The organism is Streptomyces sp. NBC_01257 (assembly GCF_035917255.1).
Lineage (GTDB): Bacteria > Actinomycetota > Actinomycetes > Streptomycetales > Streptomycetaceae > Streptomyces.
On record NZ_CP108472.1, the window covers coordinates 5270399 to 5290579 of the forward strand.

A 20181-nucleotide genomic window follows, 5' to 3' on the forward strand; every position below is an offset into this window, starting at 1 on the left:
CCGGGCCGTGCGGGCCCGCGCCGGGGCGCGAGGGGTTGCGCCGGGGGGTCAGAGGATCGCGACCGGGGCGACCGGTGTGCCGGTGGCGCCGACGAACGGCTCCGGCATGGCGGAGAGCAGGAAGGCGTAGCGCTCCGACTCCGCACAGGCTGTGGACAAGGCCTCCAGGTTCCAGTTCTGGCCCTGCAGCATGCCCATCTCGACCAGGTCGAGCGCATGCACCCCCAGCCACAGGTCCTCGATCTCCGGCGGGAAGATCTCGAAGGTCAGCGTGTCATTGGCGACCGCGGCCACATCGCGGGCCCGGAACCACTCGGGCGTCCGGATCGACAGCCCCGGTGACGGATAGCCGTACGCGTTCTTGTCGCCGCTCAGATACACCTGCACCTGCCCCGTCCGTACGAGCACGATGTCCCCGGACCGCACCCTGACCCCGGCCAGCTCCTCGGCCGCGTCCAGGTCCTCGGGGGTGACGGCGTGACCGCCCGGCAGCCGGTCCACACCGTGGGTGCGGGCCACGTCGAGCAGGACCCCGCGCGAGACGATGTGCGGCGCCTTGTCGATGCCGCTGAACTGCGCCCCGCCGTGGGCGGTGATGGTGGCGGCGGGCCGGCCGTTGTAGATCTTCCCCGAGTGCGAGGCGTGGGTCAGCGCGTCCCAGTGGGTGGCGGCCTGGAGCCCCAGCACCGCGGTGTCGTCACTGGTGGCGACGGTGCCGGGGCCGAAGAGCTCCTGGTTGATCTGGACCATGGTGTGCAGCGGGTTGACCCGCCCCGGGATCAGGCCGCTCTGCACGCCGTCCTGCTGGAGCGGCAGCGCGAGCGGGACGCGCAGACCGCTGCGGACGGTGGCCGCGGCCTCCCGTACGACCTCGTCGGTGATCAGGTTGAGCGTCCCGATCTCGTCGTCGGCACCCCAGCGACCCCAGTTGTTCACGCGCTTGGCGAGGTCGTGGAACTCGGCCGGCAAAGACATGGCGCCTCCTGGGGCTTGTGCCGGTGGACCTGATGACCCATAGAATCTAACGGTCCGTCAGAAACCGCGGGAAGGGGCCGGGCATGGGGAACTTCTTGGCAGGCAAAGTGGTGGCCGTGACGGGTGCCGGGCGCGGCATCGGGCGGGCCGTCGCGCTCGCCGCGGCGGCCGAGGGGGCGAAGGTCGTGGTCAACGACTACGGCGTCTCCATCGAGGGCGGTGAGCCCGCCAGCGAGATAGCCGAGTCCGTCGTCAAGGAGATCGAGGCGGCGGGCGGCGAGGCGGTCGCGGTGGCGGACGACATCTCCACCATGGCCGGCGGGCAGCGGGTCGTGGACACCGCGCTCGCGCGGTTCGGCCGGATCGACGGCGTCGTGTGCGTGGCCGGCATCCTGCGCGAACGCATGCTGTTCAACATGTCCGAGGCCGAGTGGGACCCGGTGGTCGCCACGCACCTCAAGGGCACGTTCACCGTCTTCCGGGCGGCGTCGGCGGTCATGCGCAAGCAGGAGGGCGCCGGCACGCTGATCGGCTTCACCAGCGGAAACCACCAGGGCAGTGTGGCGCAGGCGAACTACAGCGCGGCCAAGGGCGGCATCATCTCGCTGGTCCGCAGCGCGGCGCTGGGCCTGCACAAGTACGGCGTCACGGCGAACGCGGTCGCGCCGGTGGCGCGTACCCGGATGTCCGCGAACGTCCCCATGGAGCTCAAGGAGATCGGTGAGCCGGAGGACGTCGCGGCCCTGGTCGTCTACCTGCTGAGCGAGCGGGCGCGCGCGGAGAAGATCACCGGCCAGGTGTACACGATCGCGGGCCCGAAGATCGCGGTCTGGGCCCAGCCGAGGGAGTTGCGCGCGGGGTACGCGGAGGGGGCGGCGTGGACCCCGGAACGCATCGCGGACTTCCTGCCCGGGACGGTCGGGACGGACCCGATGCCGATGCTGGCGCAGCTGGAGGAGATGGCGGCGGCGGCGAAGTCCGCGACACGTCCGAACGCGTAGGCCCGCCTGCGGGTGCCGGGGTGCGCTTCGGCTCCACCTTGGGGGTGCTTGCCCCTGCGGGGGTGCTTTTCCAGCCGCTGGGGGTGCCGCTTCTGCGGGGTGCGCATCCGGCCCCTCCCCGGGGAGTGCCGCTTCTGTGGGGTGCGTATGCAGCCCCTTCCTGGGAGTGCTTGCCCCTGCGGGGCACGAGGCGCACATCCAGCCCCTCCGGCGATTGAGGAGCGGGGGTGCGGGGGCGGAGCCCCCGGTGGGGGCCGAGCGGAGGAAGCCTCGTGCGGGCCGCGTCGCCGGGGCGCTGCCCCGGACCCCGGTCCTCAATCGCCGGACGGGCTTGAAGTGGCCCGTACGCGTACGGAATGGCGCGCCGCTCAACACGGCGGACGGGCTTGAAGTGGCCAGGTACGCGAAGGGAATGGCGCGCCGCTCAACACGGCAGACGGGCTTGATCTCGCCCGGGAACGTACGGAACACCACCGCCGAGCACGCGCTCGGCCTACCGAGGGAGCCGAGATGAGAGGCGTCGTCTTCGACGGCAAACGGACCGAGGTCGTCGACGACCTGGAGATACGTGACCCGGGCCCCGGCGAGGTGCTGGTGGCGGTGGCCGCGGCCGGGCTCTGCCACAGCGATCTGTCGGTGATCGACGGGACGATCCCGTTCCCGCTGCCCGTGGTGCTCGGGCACGAGGGCGCGGGAGTGGTCGAGGCGGTCGGCGCCGGCGTGAACCATGTCGCGCCCGGCGACCACGTCTCCCTGTCCACGCTCGCCAGCTGCGGCGCCTGCGCGCAGTGCGACCGGGGCCGGCCCACGATGTGCCGCAAGGCGATCGGGATGCCGGGGCAGCCGTTCTCGCGCGGCGGGAAGCCGCTGTACCAGTTCGCGTCCAACTCGGCCTTCGCCGAACGGACCCTGGTCAAGGCCGTGCAGGCGGTGAAGATCCCCGCCGACCTGCCCCTGACGTCGGCCGCCCTGATCGGCTGCGGGGTGCTGACGGGGGTCGGAGCCGTACTGAACCGGGCCAGGGTCGACCGCGGCGAGAGCGTCGTCGTGATCGGCACCGGCGGTATCGGGCTCAACGTGATCCAGGGCGCGCGGATCGCCGGCGCGCTGACGATCGTCGCCGTCGACAACAACCCGGACAAGGAGGCGGTGGCCCGGCAGTTCGGGGCCACGCACTTCCTCACCTCGGCCGACGGGGTCAAGGAGATCCTGCCGCACGGCGCCGACCACGCCTTCGAGTGCGTGGGCCGCACCGAGCTGATCCGTACCGCGATCGACCTGCTCGACCGGCACGGCCAGGCGATCCTGCTCGGCGTACCCGCGGCGACGGCCGAGGCCTCGTTCCTCGTCTCGTCGATGTACCTGGACAAGTCGATCCTGGGCTGCCGCTACGGCTCCTCGCGCCCGCAGCGGGACATCGCCCTGTACGCGGACCTGTACCGGGAGGGCCGGCTGCTGCTGGACGAACTCGTCACCGAGACCTACCCGGTGGAGGACTTCGCCAAGGCGGCGGACGACGCCCACCACGGGCGGGTGGCGCGGGGCGTGCTGGTCTTCTGAGCCCCGGCGGTGTCCTGAGGCCTCAGCCGGTCGCCACCGGCCTGTCGACCGCGCGGAACGTGCGCCGGTACACCGTCGGCGACACCCCCAGCGCCGCCTGCAGATGCTGCCGGAGCGAGGTGGGTGTGCCGAAGCCGGCGTCCCGGGCGATCCGGTCGATCGACAGGTCCGTGGACTCCAGCAGCCGGCGGGCCCGCTCCACCCGCTGCTGGGTCAGCCACTGGACCGGGCTGATCCCGACCTCCTCGCGGAAGCGGCGGGTGAACGTCCGGACGCTCATCGACTCCTGCTGCGCCATGTCGCGCAGCAGGATCGGCCGCTCCAGCCGCCCGAGCGCCCACGCCCGTGCGGTGGTCGTGGCCGAGAACCCCGTGTCGGGGACCGGGCGCTGGATGTACTGGGCCTGGCCGCCGTCGCGGTGCGGCGGTACGACCGTGCGCCGGGCGACGTCGTTGGCGACGGCGGCGCCGTGGTCGCGGCGCACCATGTGCAGGCAGAGGTCGATGCCGGCGGCGACCCCGGCGGACGTCAGGACGTCCCCGTCGTCGATGAACAGGACGTCGGGGTCGACCCGGACGGCGGGAAAGAGCTTCTGGAAGTGGTCGGCGGACGACCAGTGCGTGGTGGCCGGCCGGCCGTCCAGGTATCCGGCTGCGGCGAGCACGTAGCTGCCGGTGCAGATCGACACCATCCGCGTGCCCGGCCTGATGTACGCGAACGCGGCGGCGAGTTCGGCGGTCAGCCGGCCCTCGGTGTAGACGGGGCCGAGTTCGTAGCTGGCGGGGATCACCACGGTGTCGGCCGTGGCGAGGGTCTCGGGGCCGTTCTCGACGGTGATCGTGAAGTCCGCGTCGGTGCGGACCGGGCCCGGCGGGCGGACCGAGCAGGTCACGACTTCGTAGAGTTTGCGGCCCCCGTTCAGCGGCTCGGAACCGAGCGAGCGGCCGAAAATCCTTTGGGGGATGCCCAGTTCGAAGGGGAGCAGCCCATCGAGGGCGAGAACGACGACGCGGTGCGGCACAGCGGACTCCCTTCACCCCTAGCTGGTATAGACCATAAGCTGATACATGTCATCGGTGTGAAGGAAATGTCAGCTGACCCCGCGCGCATTCCCGCCGCGGACCACGAGAGCGCTTTGCGCCATTCATCCCCTTTGTCTCCACAGGCTCCGTATGCTCCGGGGTTCCCGCAGCCGTCGCTGCCACCTCTGCCCGTCGAGCCGGAGCGGCTCTGGAACCGTAACTTCCGGCTCTTCTTCGTCGCCCGGACCGCCGCCCTCTTCGGCGACGGGATGATCCCGGTGGCCCTCACCGCGGGTCTGCTCGGTGCCGGGCGGCCGCACTCCTCGGTGGGGTACGCGCTGGCCGCCTGGATGGGCCCGCTGGCGCTGTTCGTGCTCTTCGGCGGCGTCCTGGCGGATCGCTTCACCCCGCGCCGGATGATGATCATCGCCGATGCGCTGCGGCTGATCGGGGCCTCGGTGCTCGCGGTCTCGTTCGCCACCGGCAACCCTCCGCTGTGGGCGGTGTACGCGCTGAGCGCGGTGGCCGGTGTGGGCGCGGCCCTGTTCCAGCCGGGCGTCGCGTCGACCACGCCGCGCGTGGCCTCGGACGTGCAGCGGGCCAACGCGGTGCTGCGGGTCTCCGAGGCGCTGATGACCATGGCAGGTCCGGCGTTCGCGGGCGTGCTCGTCGGGCTGGCGAGCGCCGGGGCCGTCTATGCGGCGAACGCCTCGACGTTCCTCGTCTCGGGCGCCTGCCTCTTCCTGATGCGGCTGGCGCCCGCCCCGTCGGACGAGGCTGCACGTGGCACGTTCGTCGCCGAACTGGTCGACGGGTGGCGTGAGTTCAGGGCGCGCAGCTGGCTGTGGGGAGTGATCGCGATCTGGACGGTGTACGGATTCACCGTGCTCGGTCCGATGCTGCCGCTGACCGCCATCGAGGTCACCGAGGCGCACGGCTCGGGGACGTACGGCGCGATGATGGCGGTGAACGGCGCGGGCAGCGTCCTCGGCGGTCTGCTGGCCCTGCGGCTGCGTCCCCGCCGCCCGTTGTCGGCGGGTGCCGTCGCCCTGACCGGCGTGTGCGTGAACCTTGTGGTGCTGGGGCTCGGGCTGCCGGTGTTCGCGCTGGGGGCGGGGCAGTTCGTGGCGGGCGCGGCGTTCGCGTTCTGGCTGGTGATGTGGTCGACGACGGTCCAGACCCATGTGCCGCCGGAGGCGCTGAACCGGCTGCACGCGTACGACGTGGCCGGCTCCCTGCTGATGCTGGCGGCGGGCCGGGCCCTGGCCGGGCCGGTCGCCGACCGGGTGGGCGCACCGGAGGTGCTGCTCGCCGGAGCGGTGATCAACATGGTGGCGGTGGGTGTGCTGCTGGCGGCCCGCCCGATCCGGCGGCTGGAGCGCATCGGGTGACGGCGGGGAACCTCCGAAGTACCGGGCGGGCCCGGATGGTTGCGGCGGGGGTTGCCGTGGTGACGGTCGTGGCCGGTCTCGGGGTGCGGGCGGTGGCGGACGGTGCCGCCGCCAAGTACGCGGGGGACGCGCTCTACACCGTTCTGGTGTGCGCCCTCGTTGCCCTGTGCGCACCCCGTACCCGCCCCCTCGCGGTGGCCGGGGCCGGGCTGGGGATCAGCTGGGCGGTCGAGTTCCTCCAGCTCACCGGCGTGCCCGCCGAGCTGTCCCGGCACAGTGCGGTGGCCCGGCTGGTGCTCGGCTCGACGTTCAACGCGCCCGATCTGCTCTGGTACGGGGTGGGGGCGGCGGCCGCCTGGGGCGTGCACACGGCAGCCGCTTCCCGTGCGCCCGGCCCTCGGGCTTCCGCATCCCGATGAGCCGGAGGGCGGGGCGCCGGCACGCACCGGGACCGGGGCCGGGACGGCGCACCGCACCTTGGCCCGATCCCTGCGAACCATGTCCTCCGGGCCACTCGTGAGGAGTGCGGCGGGGGCCGGATGCTGGGCGGCGTGACCCAGACAACCGAACGCGCCGCCCGTGACGACAGCCCGCGGACCGGCACCGATGCGCCCCGGCGCCGGCGGATCCACCGGGCCTGGATCGTCGCCGCCGTCACCTTCGTGACGATCATCGGCGGCGCCGCCTTCAACTCCCTGCCCGGGCTCCTCATCGACCCCCTCAACAGGGAGTTCGGCTGGTCGCGCGGCGAGATCGGCCTCGCCGTCTCCCTCGACATGGCGCTGTACGGGCTCACCGCACCGTTCGCCGCCGCGCTGATGGACCGGTTCGGCATCCGCCGGGTCGTGGTCGTCGCCCTGAGCGCGGTCGCCGCCGGTGCGCTGGCCAGTTACTGGATGACGGCCGCCTGGCAGCTGATGATCTACTGGGGGCTGCTCGTCGGCCTCGGCACCGGCGCTATGGCGATGTCCTTCTCCGCGACGGTCACCAACCGCTGGTTCGTCGCCCGCCGCGGCCTGGTCACCGGCATCCTCACCGCGGCCGGCGCCTCGGGGCAGCTCGTCTTCCTGCCCCTCTGTGCCTGGATCGTCGACCGGCACGGCTGGCAGCCCGCCTCCGTGACCGTGGCGCTGGCCGCCCTGGTCGTCGTCCCGTTCGTCTGGTTCCTGCTGCACGACCACCCGGCCGACGTGGGCATGGCCCCGTACGGCGGGGAGTACGTGGAGAAGCCCGCACCCGCGCGCGGGGCGGCGGTCCGTACCGTACGCGTGCTGTTCGACGCGGCGCGCACCGGACCGTTCTGGCTGCTGGCCGGGTCCTTCGCGATCTGCGGGGCCTCCACCAACGGCCTGATCCGCACCCACTTCGTGCCCTCGGCGCACGACCACCACATGCCCATCACCGCCGCCGCGTCGCTGCTCGCCGTCATCGGGATCTTCGACATCATCGGAACGGTCTTCTCGGGCTGGCTCACCGACCGCTTCGACGCCCGGCGCCTGCTGGCCGTCTACTACGCGCTGCGCGGGGTCTCGCTGCTGTTCCTGCCGGTCCTGCTGCAGCCCTCGGTCGAACCGCCGATGGTCTTCTTCATCGTGTTCTACGGACTCGACTGGGTGGCGACCGTCCCGCCGACCCTGGCCCTGTGCCGGGAGCAGTACGGCGAGGACAGCGCGATCGTCTTCGGCTGGGTCCTCGCCTCGCACCAGGTGGGTGCGGCACTGGTGGCGTTCCTGGGCGGGGTGGCGCGCGACCACTTCGGCTCGTACGACGTGGTCTGGTACGCGGCGGGTGCGCTGTGCGCGATGGCGGCCCTGATGGCCCTGATGATCCGCCGGGTGAAGGGGGCCGTGGTGCTCAGCGGCTGAAGTGCCCGAACGTCCCCCGGTGGAACAGCAGCGGGCCCTCGCCGTCCCCGTCCACCGACGCCCCCAGCGCCTCAACCCGCCCGACCACGATCAGATGGTCGCCGCCGGTGTGGACGGCCTGGATGCGGCAGTCGATCCAGGCGGGTACGGAATCCAGCCGGGGTGAACCGGTCGCGGGGGCCGGGGAGTACGCCACCCCGGCGAACTTGTCGGCCCCGCTGACCGCGAAGCCGCGGCACAGCGGCCCCTGGTCCGCGCCCAGGATGTTGACGCAGAAGGCCCCGGCGCGGGCGATGCGCGGCCAGGTCGTCGACGTACGGGCGACCATGAACGTGACCAGCGGCGGATCGAGGGAGAGGGAGGCGAACGACTGGCAGGCGAAGCCCGCCGGGCCGGCCGGATCGTCCGGGTCGTGTGCCGTGACGACGGTGACCCCGCTCGCGAAGTGCCCCAGCACGCGCCGGAACTCACCCGGGTCGAGCGGCAGCCGTTCGTCGTCGGCGACGGCCCGCAGGACCGGGCGCGGCAGCGGATCGACCCGCTCCGGACCGGTGGCCGTCGCGGCGCCGACGGACCTGAGGTAGCGGACTGCGGTTGCGGCCATGCCTGCGTGTCCCATCACCCTTCGATTAGAGCTGACGATGCGTCAGATTGGAAGGGCGGGGCAGGAGCGAGGACGGACCCCCGACCTTCGTCAGGGGGTGCCGCTGCCGTTCGGCCCGGGTTCGGCGCCTCCGCCGCTCCTAGGTTCGGCTTCCATGAGAGCAGAGAGCGGAAGCAGAACCGGGACCGCGCGTCCCCTCCTCGCCTGCGTCGTCCTGGCAGCCGGGGCGGCAGCCGTCACCGGCCTCGCGCCGGGAGGGCTGGGGACCGATCGGGCCGTGGAGGTCACGGACGGCGCCTCGGCGTCGGCCTACCGCTCGCTGACCGGGGCGGTCGCCGACGCACCCTCCTGGGCGGGCCACCTGCTGGAACTCGCCTGCGACGGGACGCTCCTGGTCCTCGGGCTGCTGCTGGTGCGGGTCTGGTGGGGTGCCGTACGCCGGGCGGACGCCCGCGTCTGCGCCGGCGCCGTGCTCACCGGGCTCGGTACCGTCCTCGCCTACGCGGCCAGTGAGGCCGTGAAACTCGTCGTCGACGAGGAGCGGCCCTGCCGGGTCCTGCTCGGCCGGGCGGCGGCGGTCGCCGAGTGCCCGCCGCCCGGTGACTGGTCCTTCCCGAGCAACCACGCCACCCTCGCGGCCGGACTCGGAATGGGCCTCGCCCTGCTCCGGCCCCGACTCGCCCCCGTCACCCTGCTGTTGGCCGGGGTGGCGGCGCTGCTGCGGGTCGTGGTGGGCGCGCACTATCCGCACGACGTGCTGGCCGGTGCGGTGCTCGGCGGGGCGGTGGTCGCGGCCCTGCTGCTCACGCTCCTGCCGCTCGCCTCTGCCGCGGTGTCAGCGCTCGGCGGGCGGTTCCGCGGGGGAGACGGCCCCGGCCTCGTGGGCGACGACCGCGGCGGCGGCCCGGTTGTCCACGCCGAGGCGGGCCAGGATCGAGCTCACATGCGCCTTGACCGTCCCCTCCACCAGGTGGAGCCGGCGCGCGATCTGCGCGCAGCGCGCCCGACTACAGCCAGGGCATTTACTCCGAACGGGCCCTGAAATTCGCCGTGCAGCACATCCGCGGGGATCGTGTCCAGATCATCGAGGGGATCATCGAGGCCGTGTCACCGACCTGGGACCACGAACGCGCCGCACGCGTGGTCCGCCGTCAGATCGAGGACCGCGTCGACGAGCTCGGGTGGCCCGGCTCGTCGAACTGGTACGTACCCGACATCACCGTCGTTCCCGAGGCGCTCGCCAAGGGTGACGGGGCGCTGCTCCACGACCGGACGCTCCTGGTCGTCGAAGTCACGTCCGAGTCCGATGCCGAGACCGACCGGGTCGTGAAGCGGCGCCGGTACACCGCGTACCAGGCCCCGCTCCACCTCCTGGTCGACCGGAGCGAAGGCAGCGTGACCCTGTTCTCCGAGCCCGGCCACCTCGGCTACACCCGCGTGGACGGCCCGCACCCCTTCGGAACGGTCCTGCGGTTGCCGGACCCGTTCGGCCTGGACCTGGACACCAGCGGGCTTTCTCCCGCGTAGGACGGCCCTTCAGGCCCCCGGCCCTTCGCACTCCGGCCCGGCCCTTCACACCCCCCGGTACTTCGGCACCCGCCGTTCGACGAAGCTCGCCACGCCCTCGTTGGCGTCCTGCGTCGTCATGTTGATCTCCTGGGCCATGGCCTCGGCGGCGAACGCCGTGGCCCGGTCCGCGTCCAGTGACGCGTTGACGAGTTGCTTGGTGAGGGCGATCGAGCGGGTCGGTCCCTCGGCCAGCCGCTGGGCCCAGGCCCGTGCCGTCGCCGTCAGTTCGCCGTCCGGAACGGTCCGGTTGACGAGGCCCAGGCGTTCCGCGTCCGCCGCCGGCAGCGAGTCGCCGAAGAACATCAGCTCCTTGGCGCGCTGCGGGCCGATCAGGCGCGGCAGCAGGTACGCGCCGCCGCCGTCCGGGACGAGGCCGCGGCGTACGAACACCTCGATGAACTTCGCCGACTCGGCGGCCAGCACCAGGTCGCAGGCGAACGCGAGATGGGCGCCGATGCCCGCCGCCGTGCCGTTGACCGCCGCCAGGACGGGCTTCTCGCAGTCCTGGACCGCCGCGATCAGCCGCTGGGCGCCGAGCCGGATGGTGCGGGCGACGTCGCCCGGTACCCGGTCGCCGGTGGCGGGGGCGCCGCGCAGGTCGGCGCCGGCGCAGAAGCCGCGGCCGGTGGCGGTGAGCACGACGGCCCGGACGGCGGGGTCGGCGGAGGCCTCGGCGAGCAGGGCGATGATGCGTTCGCGCTGGTCCCAGGTGACGGCGTTCATCGCGTCGGGGCGGTTGAGGGTGATCCAGGAGACGCCGTTGTCAGTGGTGTGGAGTATCAATGATTCAGGCGGTCCGGACGGGTCGGCGTGAGCGGTGGTGTCTTCGGGGGAGGACGGCATGAGGCAGCTCCTGGGCGGGTGGTGGGCCCGATGGCGGGCCCGGCGGCGAGGCGGTCGGTCAGCGGCAGACGGCGAGGGCGTCCAGCGCCACCGCGCCCTGTCCGCGGCCCAGCACCATCAGCGGGTTGATGTCGAGTTCGCTGAGGTCGTCGCCGAGTTCGAGCGCCATCCGCTGCACCCGCAGGACGACCTCGACGAGGGCGTCCACATCGACCGGCGGACCGCCCCGGACCCCTTCCAGCAGGGCTCGGCCGCGCAGTTCGCCGAGCATCGCCCGCGCCTGGTCCTCGCCGAACGGCGGCACGCGCACCGCCGCGTCGTGCAGCACCTCGACGAGGACGCCCCCGAGCCCGACGGTCACGGTCGGGCCGAACAGCGCGTCCTGCGTGACCCCGACCATCATCTCGACGCCCCGCTCCACCATCTGGCAGACCAGGATGCCGTCCAGTTCGATGTCCTCGAAGCGCGCGATGTCGGTCAGTTCGCGATAGGCGTCCCGCACCTGGCTGGCCGAGGTGAGGCCGACCTTGACCAGGCCCAGTTCCGTCTTGTGGGCCAGCCGCGCGCCGGACGCCTTCATGACGACGGGGTAGCCGACGAGCCCCGCAGCCCGGACGGCCGCCGCCGCGCTGGTCACCAACTGCTCCCGGGGCACCCGGATTCCGTACGCGCGCAGCAGCTGCTTCGCCGCGTGCTCGCTCAGCTGGTGGCCGGGGCGCATCAGGGCCTGCGCCTTGCGGAAGGAGGGGGACGGGGTGCGTGGCGCCTCGTCGAACGGGGAGCGGTAGGAGGCGGCGAAGCGGTGGTGGTCCAGATAGGCCTTCACCGCGGTGATGCAGTTGCCGAAGGTGCGGAAGGTGGCGACGCGGGACGAGCCCAGCAGGGTCGTGCGGTAGGCGTCCTCGGTGCCGACCGGCGATCCCCAGACCACGCACACCAGCTTGTCCGTGGCCTCCGCCGCGTCCACGAGGTCCTGCGCGAGCCGGTCGCTCATCGGCGGGAAGGGGCCGGTGATCGGACAGATCAGCACCCCGACCTCCGGGTCGGCGAGGATCGCGTCGATGATCTTCCGGCCGCGCCAGTCGCCGACCGGGTGGCCGCCGTTGTCGACCGGGTTGGCCACGTTCAGGTAGCCGGGGATCCACGTGTGCAGTTCGGCCTGCTTCTGCTCGGACAGCACGGGGAGGGACAGGCCCGCCCCGGTCGCCAGGTCCGAGAAGTGCGCGCCCGTGCCGCCCGAGATCGAATACACCACGACGCCTTCGGCCAGCGGCTTGCGGGCCCGGGCCAGCAGGGCCGCGGTGTCCTGGAGTTCGTCGAGCCCGTCCACCCGGATGACGCCGAACTGCCGCATCGCCGCGTCGACGACCTGGTCGGCGCCGGTCAGCTTGCCGGTGTGTGACGCGGCCATCCTGGCCCCCGTCTCCGTACGCCCCACCTTGACCGCCACCACCGGAACACCCGCCCGCGCCGCCCGGTCGGCCGCGAGGAGGAAGGAGCGACCGTCCTTGAGCCCCTCGACATAGCAGGCGATGGCCCCGACCTCGGGGCGCTGGGAGAAGTACGCGATGAAGTCGGCGGTCTCCAGATCCGCCTCGTTGCCCGTGGGGGCCCAGTGCGAGAGCCGCACGCCCAGCTCCTGGAGCGTGTAGACGGGGCGGCCCTGGTGGCCGGACTGGGTGATCAGGGCGATCGCCGGACCGTCCAGGTCGTCGCGGAACTCCTCGAAGGCGTTGAGGTTGGTGTTCGGGCCGAGCAGCCGCAGCCCCGACCGCTCGACGGCGGCGGCCAGCCGGGCCTGTGCGGCGGCGCCCTCGGCACCGGTCTCGGCGAAGCCGGAGGCGAAGGCGACGGCGAACTTCACCTTGGCCTGCGCCAGTTCCTCGATCACCGGGAGCGGGTCGCCGACCAGGAGCACCGCCAGGTCCACCTGTTCCGGCAGGTCGGCGACGGAGGGGGCGCAGGCCCGGCCGAAGACGGTCTCGCGCGTGGGGTGCACGGGGTACAGCCGCGCCCCGACCCGCTCGGACCAGGCGATCAGCTGGCGGGTGATCCCGGTGTTGGGCCGCCCTTCGGTGTCGGAGGCCCCGATGACGGCGACGGACTCCGGCCGGAAGAACCGGTCCAGGTCCGGTACGGGCGCGTGCAGGGGGCGGCCGCTGACGTCGAGGTCGCCCTCCGCGGCGGCGGCCGCCATGCTGTGGACGGCGGCGTGCGGTTCCTCGCCGCAGGCCACCACCCTGGCGCGGAAGTCGGTGGTGAGGGTGCCGTGAGTCGATCCAAGCATCGTTCCGCCCACTCCTGCTCGAAAGTCCGTCGGCACGTCTGGTGCCCGGCCCGCAAAACTGACGCTCTGTCAGGTTACTGAACTGACGGCCCGTCAGGAATGGGTGTGCAGGGAAAGGTTGAGAGCGGTGGTCCGGGATCTTCCCCGGACCACCGCTCTCAACCACAGGAGTGCCGCACGGGCGTCAGAGTGCGGCGACGACCTCCTTGGCGACGCGCTCGCCCGAGCGGACCGCGCCGTCCATGTAGCCGTTCCAGTACGTCGACGTCTCGGTGCCCGCCCAGTGGATCGCCCCCACGGGGGTGCGCAGTGCGGCGCCGTAGCGGGTCAGGACGCCGGGCGGGGCGTAGGCGACCGGGCCGCCGCGGGAGTAGGTCTCGTTGTCCCAGCGCTGGAGCACGAAGCCGGTCGGGGTCTTCGCCCGGTCGCCGAAGTACGTGGCGAAGTCCTTCAGGACCACCGCCCGCACCTCGGCCTCCGACGCCCCGTTGAGCCCGCGCATCTCGTCGGACTCGATGAAGCCCATCAGCGCCCCGTACGAGCCGTCCGGCGGGGAGTTGTCGAAGGTGGAGCGCACGGCGCCGGAGTCGCTGACGACCTGGCCGTTGAGGCCGTCGGCCCGCCAGAACGGGGTGTCGTACACCGCGATCGCCTTGCCGACCGAACCCATCGGGAGCCGCTGGCCGAGCTGGTCGCGGGTGGCGGGCAGTCCCGGGGAGAAGGTGATGCGGTTGGTGAGCGAGGGCGGCACGGCCACCACGACCCGGCGGGCGGAGACGGTGAGGTCCGGTGTCTGAACGGTCAGCCGGCCGTCGCCCTGCGCGATCCGGCCGACCGGCGCGTTGAGGACGACCCGGTCGCCGAGGGACTGCGCCAGGCGCAGCGGCACCTGCGCGGAGCCGCCGACGAACCGGGTCGCCTGGGCGCCGGTGCCCGTCTCGGTGAGGCGCTCGAAGGTGCCGGGCGTCGACTCGTTGCCGGCCGCCCGGATGTAGAAGAGCACGAACAGCAGCGAGAGTTCGCTCGGTTCGGCGGAGAAGACCGAGGTGCACGCCACGTCGAAGAGGAACTTCGCGGACGGGATGACCGCGTTGTGCTTCAGCCAGGTCTCGAAGGTCTGGCTGTCCCACTCCGCTGCCTTCGCCGCCGTCCACGGGGCGTCGACCGGCACCTGCTTGGCCATGTCGTCGAGCATCGCCTGCACCGCCGCCGCGTTGGCGAGCCCCGCCACGTCGATCGGCGGGACGGAGCCGAGCAGGCCGTCGGTGGCGTAGGGGGTGCGCTTGCCGTCCTTGAACAGGACGTTCTTCCCGGTGTTGTACGTGGGGAAGGTGGCGACGCCCAGCGAGTCGGCGAGGGCCTTCATCCGGTCCTGGGTCGGGCCGATGAACTCGCCGCCGCCCTCGCTGATCCCGCCGTTCGGGAGCGTCAGGTTGAGCACCCGCCCGCCGACCCGGTCGCGTGCCTCCAGGACCAGCACGGACTTGCCGGCGGCCACCAGGTCGCGAGCTGCGGTCAGCCCGGCCAGCCCGCCGCCGACGACCGCGACGTCGACCTCGCGGACGGCGGCCGCGGGGCCGGGAGCGGCGGCCTGCGCCGTGCCGGTGCCGGCCGCGGTGAGTGCCGAGACCCCCGCCGCCGCCGCACCTCCCAGCATCGCGCGCCGGGTCACCGGTCCGCGGGCCGGCTGCGGGGTCTGTCCTGTTCGTTGACGTGCCACGTGCATCCTCCGTATCAGGGTGGGATGCCCCGCCGGGAGTGCCCGGCGGGGGCTGTGCTGAGCGAACGGCGGCGTCCTCCCCGGACGCGCGCGGGGAGGGACGGGTGGTGCGGGTCGGACGGTGCGGGTCGGGCTCTTCGGTCAGGCGGTGCGGGCCAGCCGCTTGGCGATCCTCTGCGCGTCCAGGGCCATTTCGCGGAACATGCCGCTGATGGGGTTGGTGAACCCGGTGAAGTGCAGACCGGGCGCCTGCTTCGGTGTGCGGCCGCCGTGCGCGACCGGGCGGCCCCGGGCGTCCAGCACCCCGAGGTGGCCGACCAGCGGTTCCAGGGCCCGCAGATAGCCGGTCGCGGCGATCACCGCGTCCGGGGTGATCCGGGTCCCGTCCGCCAGCACCACGGCGTCCTCGTCGAACGACTCTACGGCCGCCACCGGCACCACGCGGCCGCCCTTCACCGCGTCGATCAGGCCGACGTCCTGGACCGGGATGGCCCCGTCCTTGACGCGGGAGTACAGGCCCGTGTCCGGTCGGGGCAGCCCCTGTGCGGCGAGGTCGGGCACGGCGACGCGGGCCATCAGGCCACCGGCCCGGTCGACGAGGGAGACCGGCAGCCGGCGCACCAGGATGCCGGTCGCCTGCGCGGGCCAGCCGGCCGTGGAGCGGCGCACGATGTGCGGCACGGTGCGTACCGCGAGCCGTACGTTCGACGCCCCGCCCTCCACCAGGTCGACGGCGATCTCCGCGCCGGTGTTGCCGACGCCGACGACGAGGACGTCCTTGCCCGCGTACGGGGCCGGGTTGCGGTACGCGGAGGCGTGCAGCAGCTCGCCCGTGAAGGTGTCGCGGCCGGGCCAGTCGGGGATCCGCGGGGTGTGGTTGTAGCCGGTGGCCACCACTACCGCCCGGCCGGTCAGTTCACGGCCGCCGGTCGCGGTCAGCCGCCAGCCGGAGCCGTCCTCCGCCGGGTCGATGCGGGATACCTCGACGCCCGTCACCACTTCGAGGCCGTGGTGCTCGACGTACTTCTCCAGGTAGCGCACCACGTCGTCCCGGGAGACCCAGCGGCCGAACCTGCGGGGCATCGCCAGTCCGGGCAGGGCGGACCAGCGCCGGGTGGTGTGCAGATGCAGCCGGTCGTAATGGCGCCGCCAGGACGCGCCGACGTCCCCGGACTTCTCCAGGACGACGGCCCGCACCCCCTGCTCGCGCAGGGCGGCGGCGGCCGCCAGACCGCCCGGGCCGCCGCCGATGACGTAGACGGGGCGGTCCTCGGTGATGTCGGTGGGGGCCGGGGTGGTGCTGCTACCGGCGGTAGGTGTGCTGTCGGACATGCTTCGGAGCGTAATCGCGCCGTTCCTTGATGGGTCTCGGTCAAGGTCGGAATCGATTGCGAATTGATCACGGGTGCACACCTCTTGCGCAGTCCGCCCCCATCGGGTGAACTGACGTACCGTCAGATTCAGGCGAACGGGAGGGCCTCATGCGGACGATCTGGCTCGACGGAGCGCAGTGGCTCGCCGTGCTCCGGATAGGCCTCGGACTGTGGTGGCTGGAGAGCTGGCGCCACAAGGACAAGGAGGGCTGGTTCCAGCGCGGTACGGGTATCGCGTGGGCGGCGGACGTCGCGGGCAAGCACCGCTGGCCCGTGGTCCGGACCGGCTTCGAGAAGATCGTCGCACCACGCCCGAAGACCATGGCGTACGTCGTCGTGTACGCGGAACTCGCCCTCGGTCTCGGCCTGGTGAGCGGCTTCCTGACCCCGGTCGCCCTCGTCGCCGGGCTCCTGCTCAACCTGCTCTACCTGGTGCTGATGATCCACGACTGGGCCGAGCAGGGGCAGAACGCCATGATGGCGCTGATCTCCCTCGTCGCCCTGTTCGCGATGTCCTGGCAGACCTGGTCCCTCGACGACGCGATCGGGCTCTTCCTGTGACGGCCCCGAAGCCGGCCGCCGCGGCCCCGGCCCCCCGCCACGACCTCCCGGAACCCGACGCCTTCACCCGCCCCTACTGGGACGCCGCCGCCGAGGGCCACCTGATCGTCCGCCGCTGCCGTGCCTGTGGCCGGGCGCACCACTACCCGCGCGAGTTCTGTCCGCACTGCTGGAGCGAGGATGTCGACTGGGAGCGGGCGAGCGGGCGGGCCACGCTCTACACCTGGTCCGTCGTCCACCGCAACGACCTGCCCCCGTTCGCCGGGCAGGTGCCGTACGTCGCCGCCGTCGTCGACCTCGCGGAGGGGCCGCGCATGATGACGCGGATCGTCGGGTGCGAGGAGAGCGCGCTCGCCGTCGGGATGGAACTGCGGGTGACCTTCCGGCAGGAGGAGGGGCACGAGGCCGTCGCGGTGTTCACGCCCTGAGGGTTCCGGTCGCGGCGGGGGCGGCCGCCGGTCGGGGTGCGGGCGGTGTCAGGCTGAGGTTCCTTGATCCGTACGGCCGCGAGGGACGCACCGCATGAACACCGGCAGCTACTACGAGCGCATCGACCAGCACCGCTTCAAGCCCACCGCCCACGCGAGCGGCGCATGGAGCACCGACGAGGTGCACTTCAGCCCCTTCGGCGGCCTCCTCACCCATGTCATCGAGCGGCACCTGGCCGGCCGGCCGGGTGCCGGGCTCCTGCTGTCCCGGATCAGCTTCGACATCCTCGGCCGGCTCGCCCTCGACGAGTGCGAGATCCGGGTCGAGACCCTCCGCCCCGGTCGCACCATCGAACTGGTCGAAGCCGTCGCCCTTGTCGCCGGCCGCCCCGTCGTGCGCGCCAGGGCCTGGTGCCTGGCCGCCGCGGACACCACCGCCGTCGCAGGCGGCGGTGCGGACCGCCTCGCCGACCCCGAAACGCTCGCCCCGTGGCCGATGGCCGACCTCTGGCCCGGCGGCTACATCGCCTCCCTCGACGTCCGCCCGGTCGCGCCCCCGCGCCCCGGCCGTGCGACCGCCTGGATCTCCACCCCGCTCGACCTCGTCGCGGGCGAGACCGCCGGTCCGCTCGCGTCGTACGTCGCCCTCGTCGACACGGCCAACGGCATCGCCGTACGCGAGCAGCCCACCGCCTGGATGTTCCCCAACGTCGACCTGACGATCCACCTGCACCGCCCGCCGGCGGGCCGCTGGACCGGGCTCGACACCACGGTCGTCTTCGGCCCCACCGGCCAGGGCATCACCAGTACCGTCCTGCACGACGCCGACGGGCCCGTCGGCCGGGCGGAGCAGATCCTCACGGTCCGGCCGCTGTGAAGGACGGTGGCCGTGGAGGACTGCCGCTGTGCAGGACGGCGGCGTAGACAGTGTCTAACGCGCCGTGCTAGACACGGTCCATGAAGGATCAGGGTTCCCTTCGCGAGCGGCTGGTGGACGTCGGGGCCGAGTTGGTGGCCGCCGAGGGTCCGGCGGCGCTGGGGCTGCGTGAGATCGCCCGGCGGGCAGGGGTGTCGCACGGGGCGCCGCGCCGGTACTTCCCGACCCACCACGCCCTGCTCTCGGCGATTGCGCAGCGCGGCTTCCAGGAGCTGCGAGCGCGATTCGAGGCGGCTCTGGCGGAGTCCGGCCCGGCCCGGACGCGGCTGGGAGCCGTCGCGCGGGCGTATGTGCGGTACGCGCTGGAGTGCCGCGGCATGTACGAGCTGATGTTCCGCCACGATCTGCTCGAAGGACCACCGCAGGCGCCTGACCGGCCGAGACTGCGTGAGTCGTCCCTGCCGTTGTTCGAGCGGATGACAGGGCTGGTCGCCCAGTGCCGCGCGGAGGCGGCCACGGGGGGCCGGGGGGAGCCGGGCGGGAGCGCGGCTCCGGACGACGATGACGACGGCGGAGCGGCGGTCGTGGCCGCCGCGTTGTGGTCGAACCTGCATGGCGTCGCCCAGCTCTGGGCCTGGGGAAGCCTTCCGCTGGCCCTGGACGCGACCCTGCCTCCGTCCGGACCGGCAGAGGCGGAGGGGGACGACCCCGCCGGGCGGCGGCTCGAACGGTTGGTGACGGCCGTGGTGGACGCCCACCTCGGCCCCGCGTCACCGTAGGAGGCGGTGCGTCGGACGAGGGCATCCGCTGGGCCCTGACCGTCACCCGGCCCGAGGGCTGAGGAGTTCCTCGCGCGGCTCGGACCCGCCGGCGCGCGGCGGGCCGGCCGGTCCGGGCGGCCGCGCACCGGCGGTACGGGTGATCAGGGCGCCTCGGCGAAGACGGCAGACGGGTCCTCGCCGTTCTGGGCCTGGTGTGCGCGCTCGGTCACCATGCTGGCGATGCCCGTCAGGACGGAGGAGTTGAGCTCCTCGTAGCCGCCTCCGTAGGTGACCCGGAGCACCACGGTGCCTGCGCGGACGACCGTCGCCATGGAGTATTTATACGCCGAGCCGGTGTACTCCTGCCGGGAGAACGCCGCGCTCACATCGCCGAGCTGGTCCAGGGACATCGAGGAGACGTCCTCAGCCGAGCCGACGTCGTCGACGCGTGTCTCATAGCCCGTCGCCGCGGCTTCGGCCGATTCGTAGGCCTCGACCAGAATCGACGCCAGGTCGGACGTGCCGGAGGGCGCGTACGTCACCTCGCCCTCGCTGAGCAGCCCGCCGCAGTCGCCCGAGCAACTGTCCTCGCTCGTCTGCCGGGTCTCGGCCTCCTCTGCCAGGGACCACCCGGACGGCATGCTCCGGAGATCGGGGAGGATGCCCTTCGCGAGCCGCGGATTCCGCACCGGCGCGCTCTTCCCGCCGGCACCCCCCGCGGTCGCGTCCTGCGCCGAACCGGCACCCGAGCCGCCGCTGTCCATGGCCTCGCCCGCCCCGCCGATGGCGTACGGGGACCCGGAATCGCTGTCGTCGCCGCCCAGGGCCTGGGCGAGACCGTAGACGGCGAATCCGAGGACCAGCGCCACGACCAGGAGCAACGCCGTCAGGGTGACTGGCGCACGGTCCTTGCGCAGGGTCAGCGGACCGAACGCGATGGTGTTGTGCCTGGCCCGTTCGCCGACGGTGGCCTGGTAGATGTCGCGCCCCGCTGTCGGTGCCGCTGAGGGCTGCTGCCTCGACGCCTCGCGCAACTGCTCCAGCCTGCGGGCGAATTCGGGGTCCTCCGTGAGCGCCGCGGTAATGAGCCGCGAGGCCTCGTCGGGGTCGCCGTCCGCCGGGTCGAGAGCGGCGCGCCCCTCGGGGGAGGAAACCAGCCGCTCCCTCACCAGCCGCGATGCCTCGGCCCCGGCCGCACCGCCGAGGGCGCCCGCCGCTCCACTCGATGCCTGGGACAACAAGGCCGTGATCCATGACGTTAACCCGGAGGGTTCCATGAGGCAGATTATCGGCACGGAGGCGTCGGCTTCACCGTCGCTTTCCGGCCTTGTACGTGAACGACTG

18 protein-coding genes and 2 pseudogenes are annotated in these 20181 nt (G+C 72.7%); 11 read left to right on the forward strand and 9 right to left on the reverse strand.

Going from position 1 to position 20181, the window contains the following annotated elements; all coding sequences use genetic code 11:
• Nucleotides 1-48: 48 nt before the first annotated feature.
• On the reverse strand, nucleotides 49-975 hold the full coding sequence (locus OG408_RS22795) for a cyclase family protein (RefSeq protein ID WP_285574637.1): 927 nt from the start codon (nucleotides 973-975) through the stop codon (nucleotides 49-51).
• Nucleotides 976-1058: 83 nt separating this feature from the next.
• Here OG408_RS22795 and OG408_RS22800 point away from each other — a divergent pair, with 83 nt between their 5' ends.
• Entirely contained in the window at nucleotides 1059-1976 is a 918-nt protein-coding gene (locus tag OG408_RS22800) for an SDR family oxidoreductase (protein WP_266781356.1), read from the forward strand.
• A 510-nt stretch (nucleotides 1977-2486) separates the two neighbouring features.
• On the forward strand, nucleotides 2487-3536 hold the full coding sequence (locus tag OG408_RS22805) for a Zn-dependent alcohol dehydrogenase (protein ID WP_266781358.1): 1050 nt from the start codon (nucleotides 2487-2489) through the stop codon (nucleotides 3534-3536).
• A 22-nt stretch (nucleotides 3537-3558) separates the two neighbouring features.
• Here OG408_RS22805 and OG408_RS22810 read toward each other — a convergent pair whose 3' ends face one another.
• Nucleotides 3559-4557, reverse strand: a complete 999-nt coding sequence (locus OG408_RS22810; protein WP_266781360.1) for a GlxA family transcriptional regulator — start codon at nucleotides 4555-4557, stop codon at nucleotides 3559-3561.
• Nucleotides 4558-4623: 66 nt separating this feature from the next.
• On the opposite strand from OG408_RS22810, the gene OG408_RS22815 reads away from it, so the two are divergent.
• The 3 genes from OG408_RS22815 to OG408_RS22825 all read left to right on the forward strand — a co-directional run bounded on the left by OG408_RS22815 (nucleotide 4624) and on the right by OG408_RS22825 (nucleotide 7814).
• A complete protein-coding gene (locus OG408_RS22815; protein WP_442806061.1) occupies nucleotides 4624-5949 on the forward strand; it encodes an MFS transporter in 1326 nt (441 codons plus the stop codon).
• Between the two features lie 35 nt (nucleotides 5950-5984).
• On the forward strand, nucleotides 5985-6368 hold the full coding sequence (locus OG408_RS22820) for a ribosomal maturation YjgA family protein (RefSeq protein ID WP_285574539.1): 384 nt from the start codon (nucleotides 5985-5987) through the stop codon (nucleotides 6366-6368).
• Nucleotides 6369-6500: 132 nt separating this feature from the next.
• Nucleotides 6501-7814 carry an MFS transporter gene (locus OG408_RS22825; protein ID WP_266781364.1) on the forward strand — a complete coding sequence of 438 codons (1314 nt, stop codon included), beginning with the start codon at nucleotides 6501-6503 and terminating at the stop codon, nucleotides 7812-7814.
• Here OG408_RS22825 and OG408_RS22830 read toward each other — a convergent pair.
• Nucleotides 7804-8418, reverse strand: coding sequence for a flavin reductase family protein (locus tag OG408_RS22830; RefSeq protein ID WP_285574545.1), 615 nt, complete (start codon nucleotides 8416-8418; stop codon nucleotides 7804-7806). The genes OG408_RS22825 and OG408_RS22830 overlap by 11 nt on opposite strands.
• 154 nt (nucleotides 8419-8572) lie before the next feature.
• On the opposite strand from OG408_RS22830, the pseudogene OG408_RS22835 reads away from it, so the two are divergent.
• Nucleotides 8573-9277: pseudogene (locus tag OG408_RS22835) on the forward strand (phosphatase PAP2 family protein); the annotation flags it as partial.
• Here OG408_RS22835 and OG408_RS22840 read toward each other — a convergent pair.
• Nucleotides 9254-9409: pseudogene (locus tag OG408_RS22840) on the reverse strand (LuxR C-terminal-related transcriptional regulator); the annotation flags it as partial. The pseudogenes OG408_RS22835 and OG408_RS22840 overlap by 24 nt on opposite strands.
• A gap of 59 nt (nucleotides 9410-9468) precedes the next feature.
• On the opposite strand from OG408_RS22840, the gene OG408_RS22845 reads away from it, so the two are divergent.
• Complete coding sequence (locus tag OG408_RS22845; RefSeq protein ID WP_326671662.1) at nucleotides 9469-9945, forward strand: Uma2 family endonuclease; 477 nt, start codon at nucleotides 9469-9471, stop codon at nucleotides 9943-9945.
• Nucleotides 9946-9990: 45 nt separating this feature from the next.
• Here OG408_RS22845 and OG408_RS22850 read toward each other — a convergent pair whose 3' ends face one another.
• The 4 genes from OG408_RS22850 to OG408_RS22865 form a co-directional block, all read right to left on the reverse strand.
• Nucleotides 9991-10830, reverse strand: coding sequence for an enoyl-CoA hydratase/isomerase family protein (locus OG408_RS22850; protein ID WP_266781372.1), 840 nt, complete (start codon nucleotides 10828-10830; stop codon nucleotides 9991-9993).
• A gap of 58 nt (nucleotides 10831-10888) precedes the next feature.
• On the reverse strand, nucleotides 10889-13117 hold the full coding sequence (locus OG408_RS22855; RefSeq protein WP_266781374.1) for an acetate--CoA ligase family protein: 2229 nt from the start codon (nucleotides 13115-13117) through the stop codon (nucleotides 10889-10891).
• Between the two features lie 184 nt (nucleotides 13118-13301).
• Nucleotides 13302-14843, reverse strand: coding sequence for a flavin monoamine oxidase family protein (locus OG408_RS22860; RefSeq protein WP_405404753.1), 1542 nt, complete (start codon nucleotides 14841-14843; stop codon nucleotides 13302-13304).
• A 135-nt stretch (nucleotides 14844-14978) separates the two neighbouring features.
• Complete coding sequence (locus tag OG408_RS22865; protein WP_326671666.1) at nucleotides 14979-16169, reverse strand: flavin-containing monooxygenase; 1191 nt, start codon at nucleotides 16167-16169, stop codon at nucleotides 14979-14981.
• 149 nt (nucleotides 16170-16318) lie between these two features.
• Here OG408_RS22865 and OG408_RS22870 point away from each other — a divergent pair, with 149 nt between their 5' ends.
• The 4 genes from OG408_RS22870 (at nucleotide 16319) to OG408_RS22885 (ending at nucleotide 18855) form a co-directional block, all read left to right on the forward strand.
• On the forward strand, nucleotides 16319-16771 hold the full coding sequence (locus OG408_RS22870; protein ID WP_326671668.1) for a DoxX family protein: 453 nt from the start codon (nucleotides 16319-16321) through the stop codon (nucleotides 16769-16771).
• Nucleotides 16768-17199, forward strand: coding sequence for a Zn-ribbon domain-containing OB-fold protein (locus OG408_RS22875; protein WP_266781380.1), 432 nt, complete (start codon nucleotides 16768-16770; stop codon nucleotides 17197-17199). Before OG408_RS22870 ends, OG408_RS22875 begins: the two co-directional genes overlap by 4 nt.
• Nucleotides 17200-17293: 94 nt before the next feature.
• On the forward strand, nucleotides 17294-18076 hold the full coding sequence (locus tag OG408_RS22880) for a thioesterase family protein (protein WP_285568539.1): 783 nt from the start codon (nucleotides 17294-17296) through the stop codon (nucleotides 18074-18076).
• A gap of 80 nt (nucleotides 18077-18156) precedes the next feature.
• Nucleotides 18157-18855 carry a TetR/AcrR family transcriptional regulator gene (locus tag OG408_RS22885; protein WP_266781384.1) on the forward strand — a complete coding sequence of 233 codons (699 nt, stop codon included), beginning with the start codon at nucleotides 18157-18159 and terminating at the stop codon, nucleotides 18853-18855.
• A gap of 143 nt (nucleotides 18856-18998) precedes the next feature.
• On the opposite strand, the gene OG408_RS22890 is transcribed toward OG408_RS22885, so the two are convergent.
• Complete coding sequence (locus OG408_RS22890; protein WP_326671672.1) at nucleotides 18999-20075, reverse strand: hypothetical protein; 1077 nt, start codon at nucleotides 20073-20075, stop codon at nucleotides 18999-19001.
• Nucleotides 20076-20181: the final 106 nt, after the last annotated feature.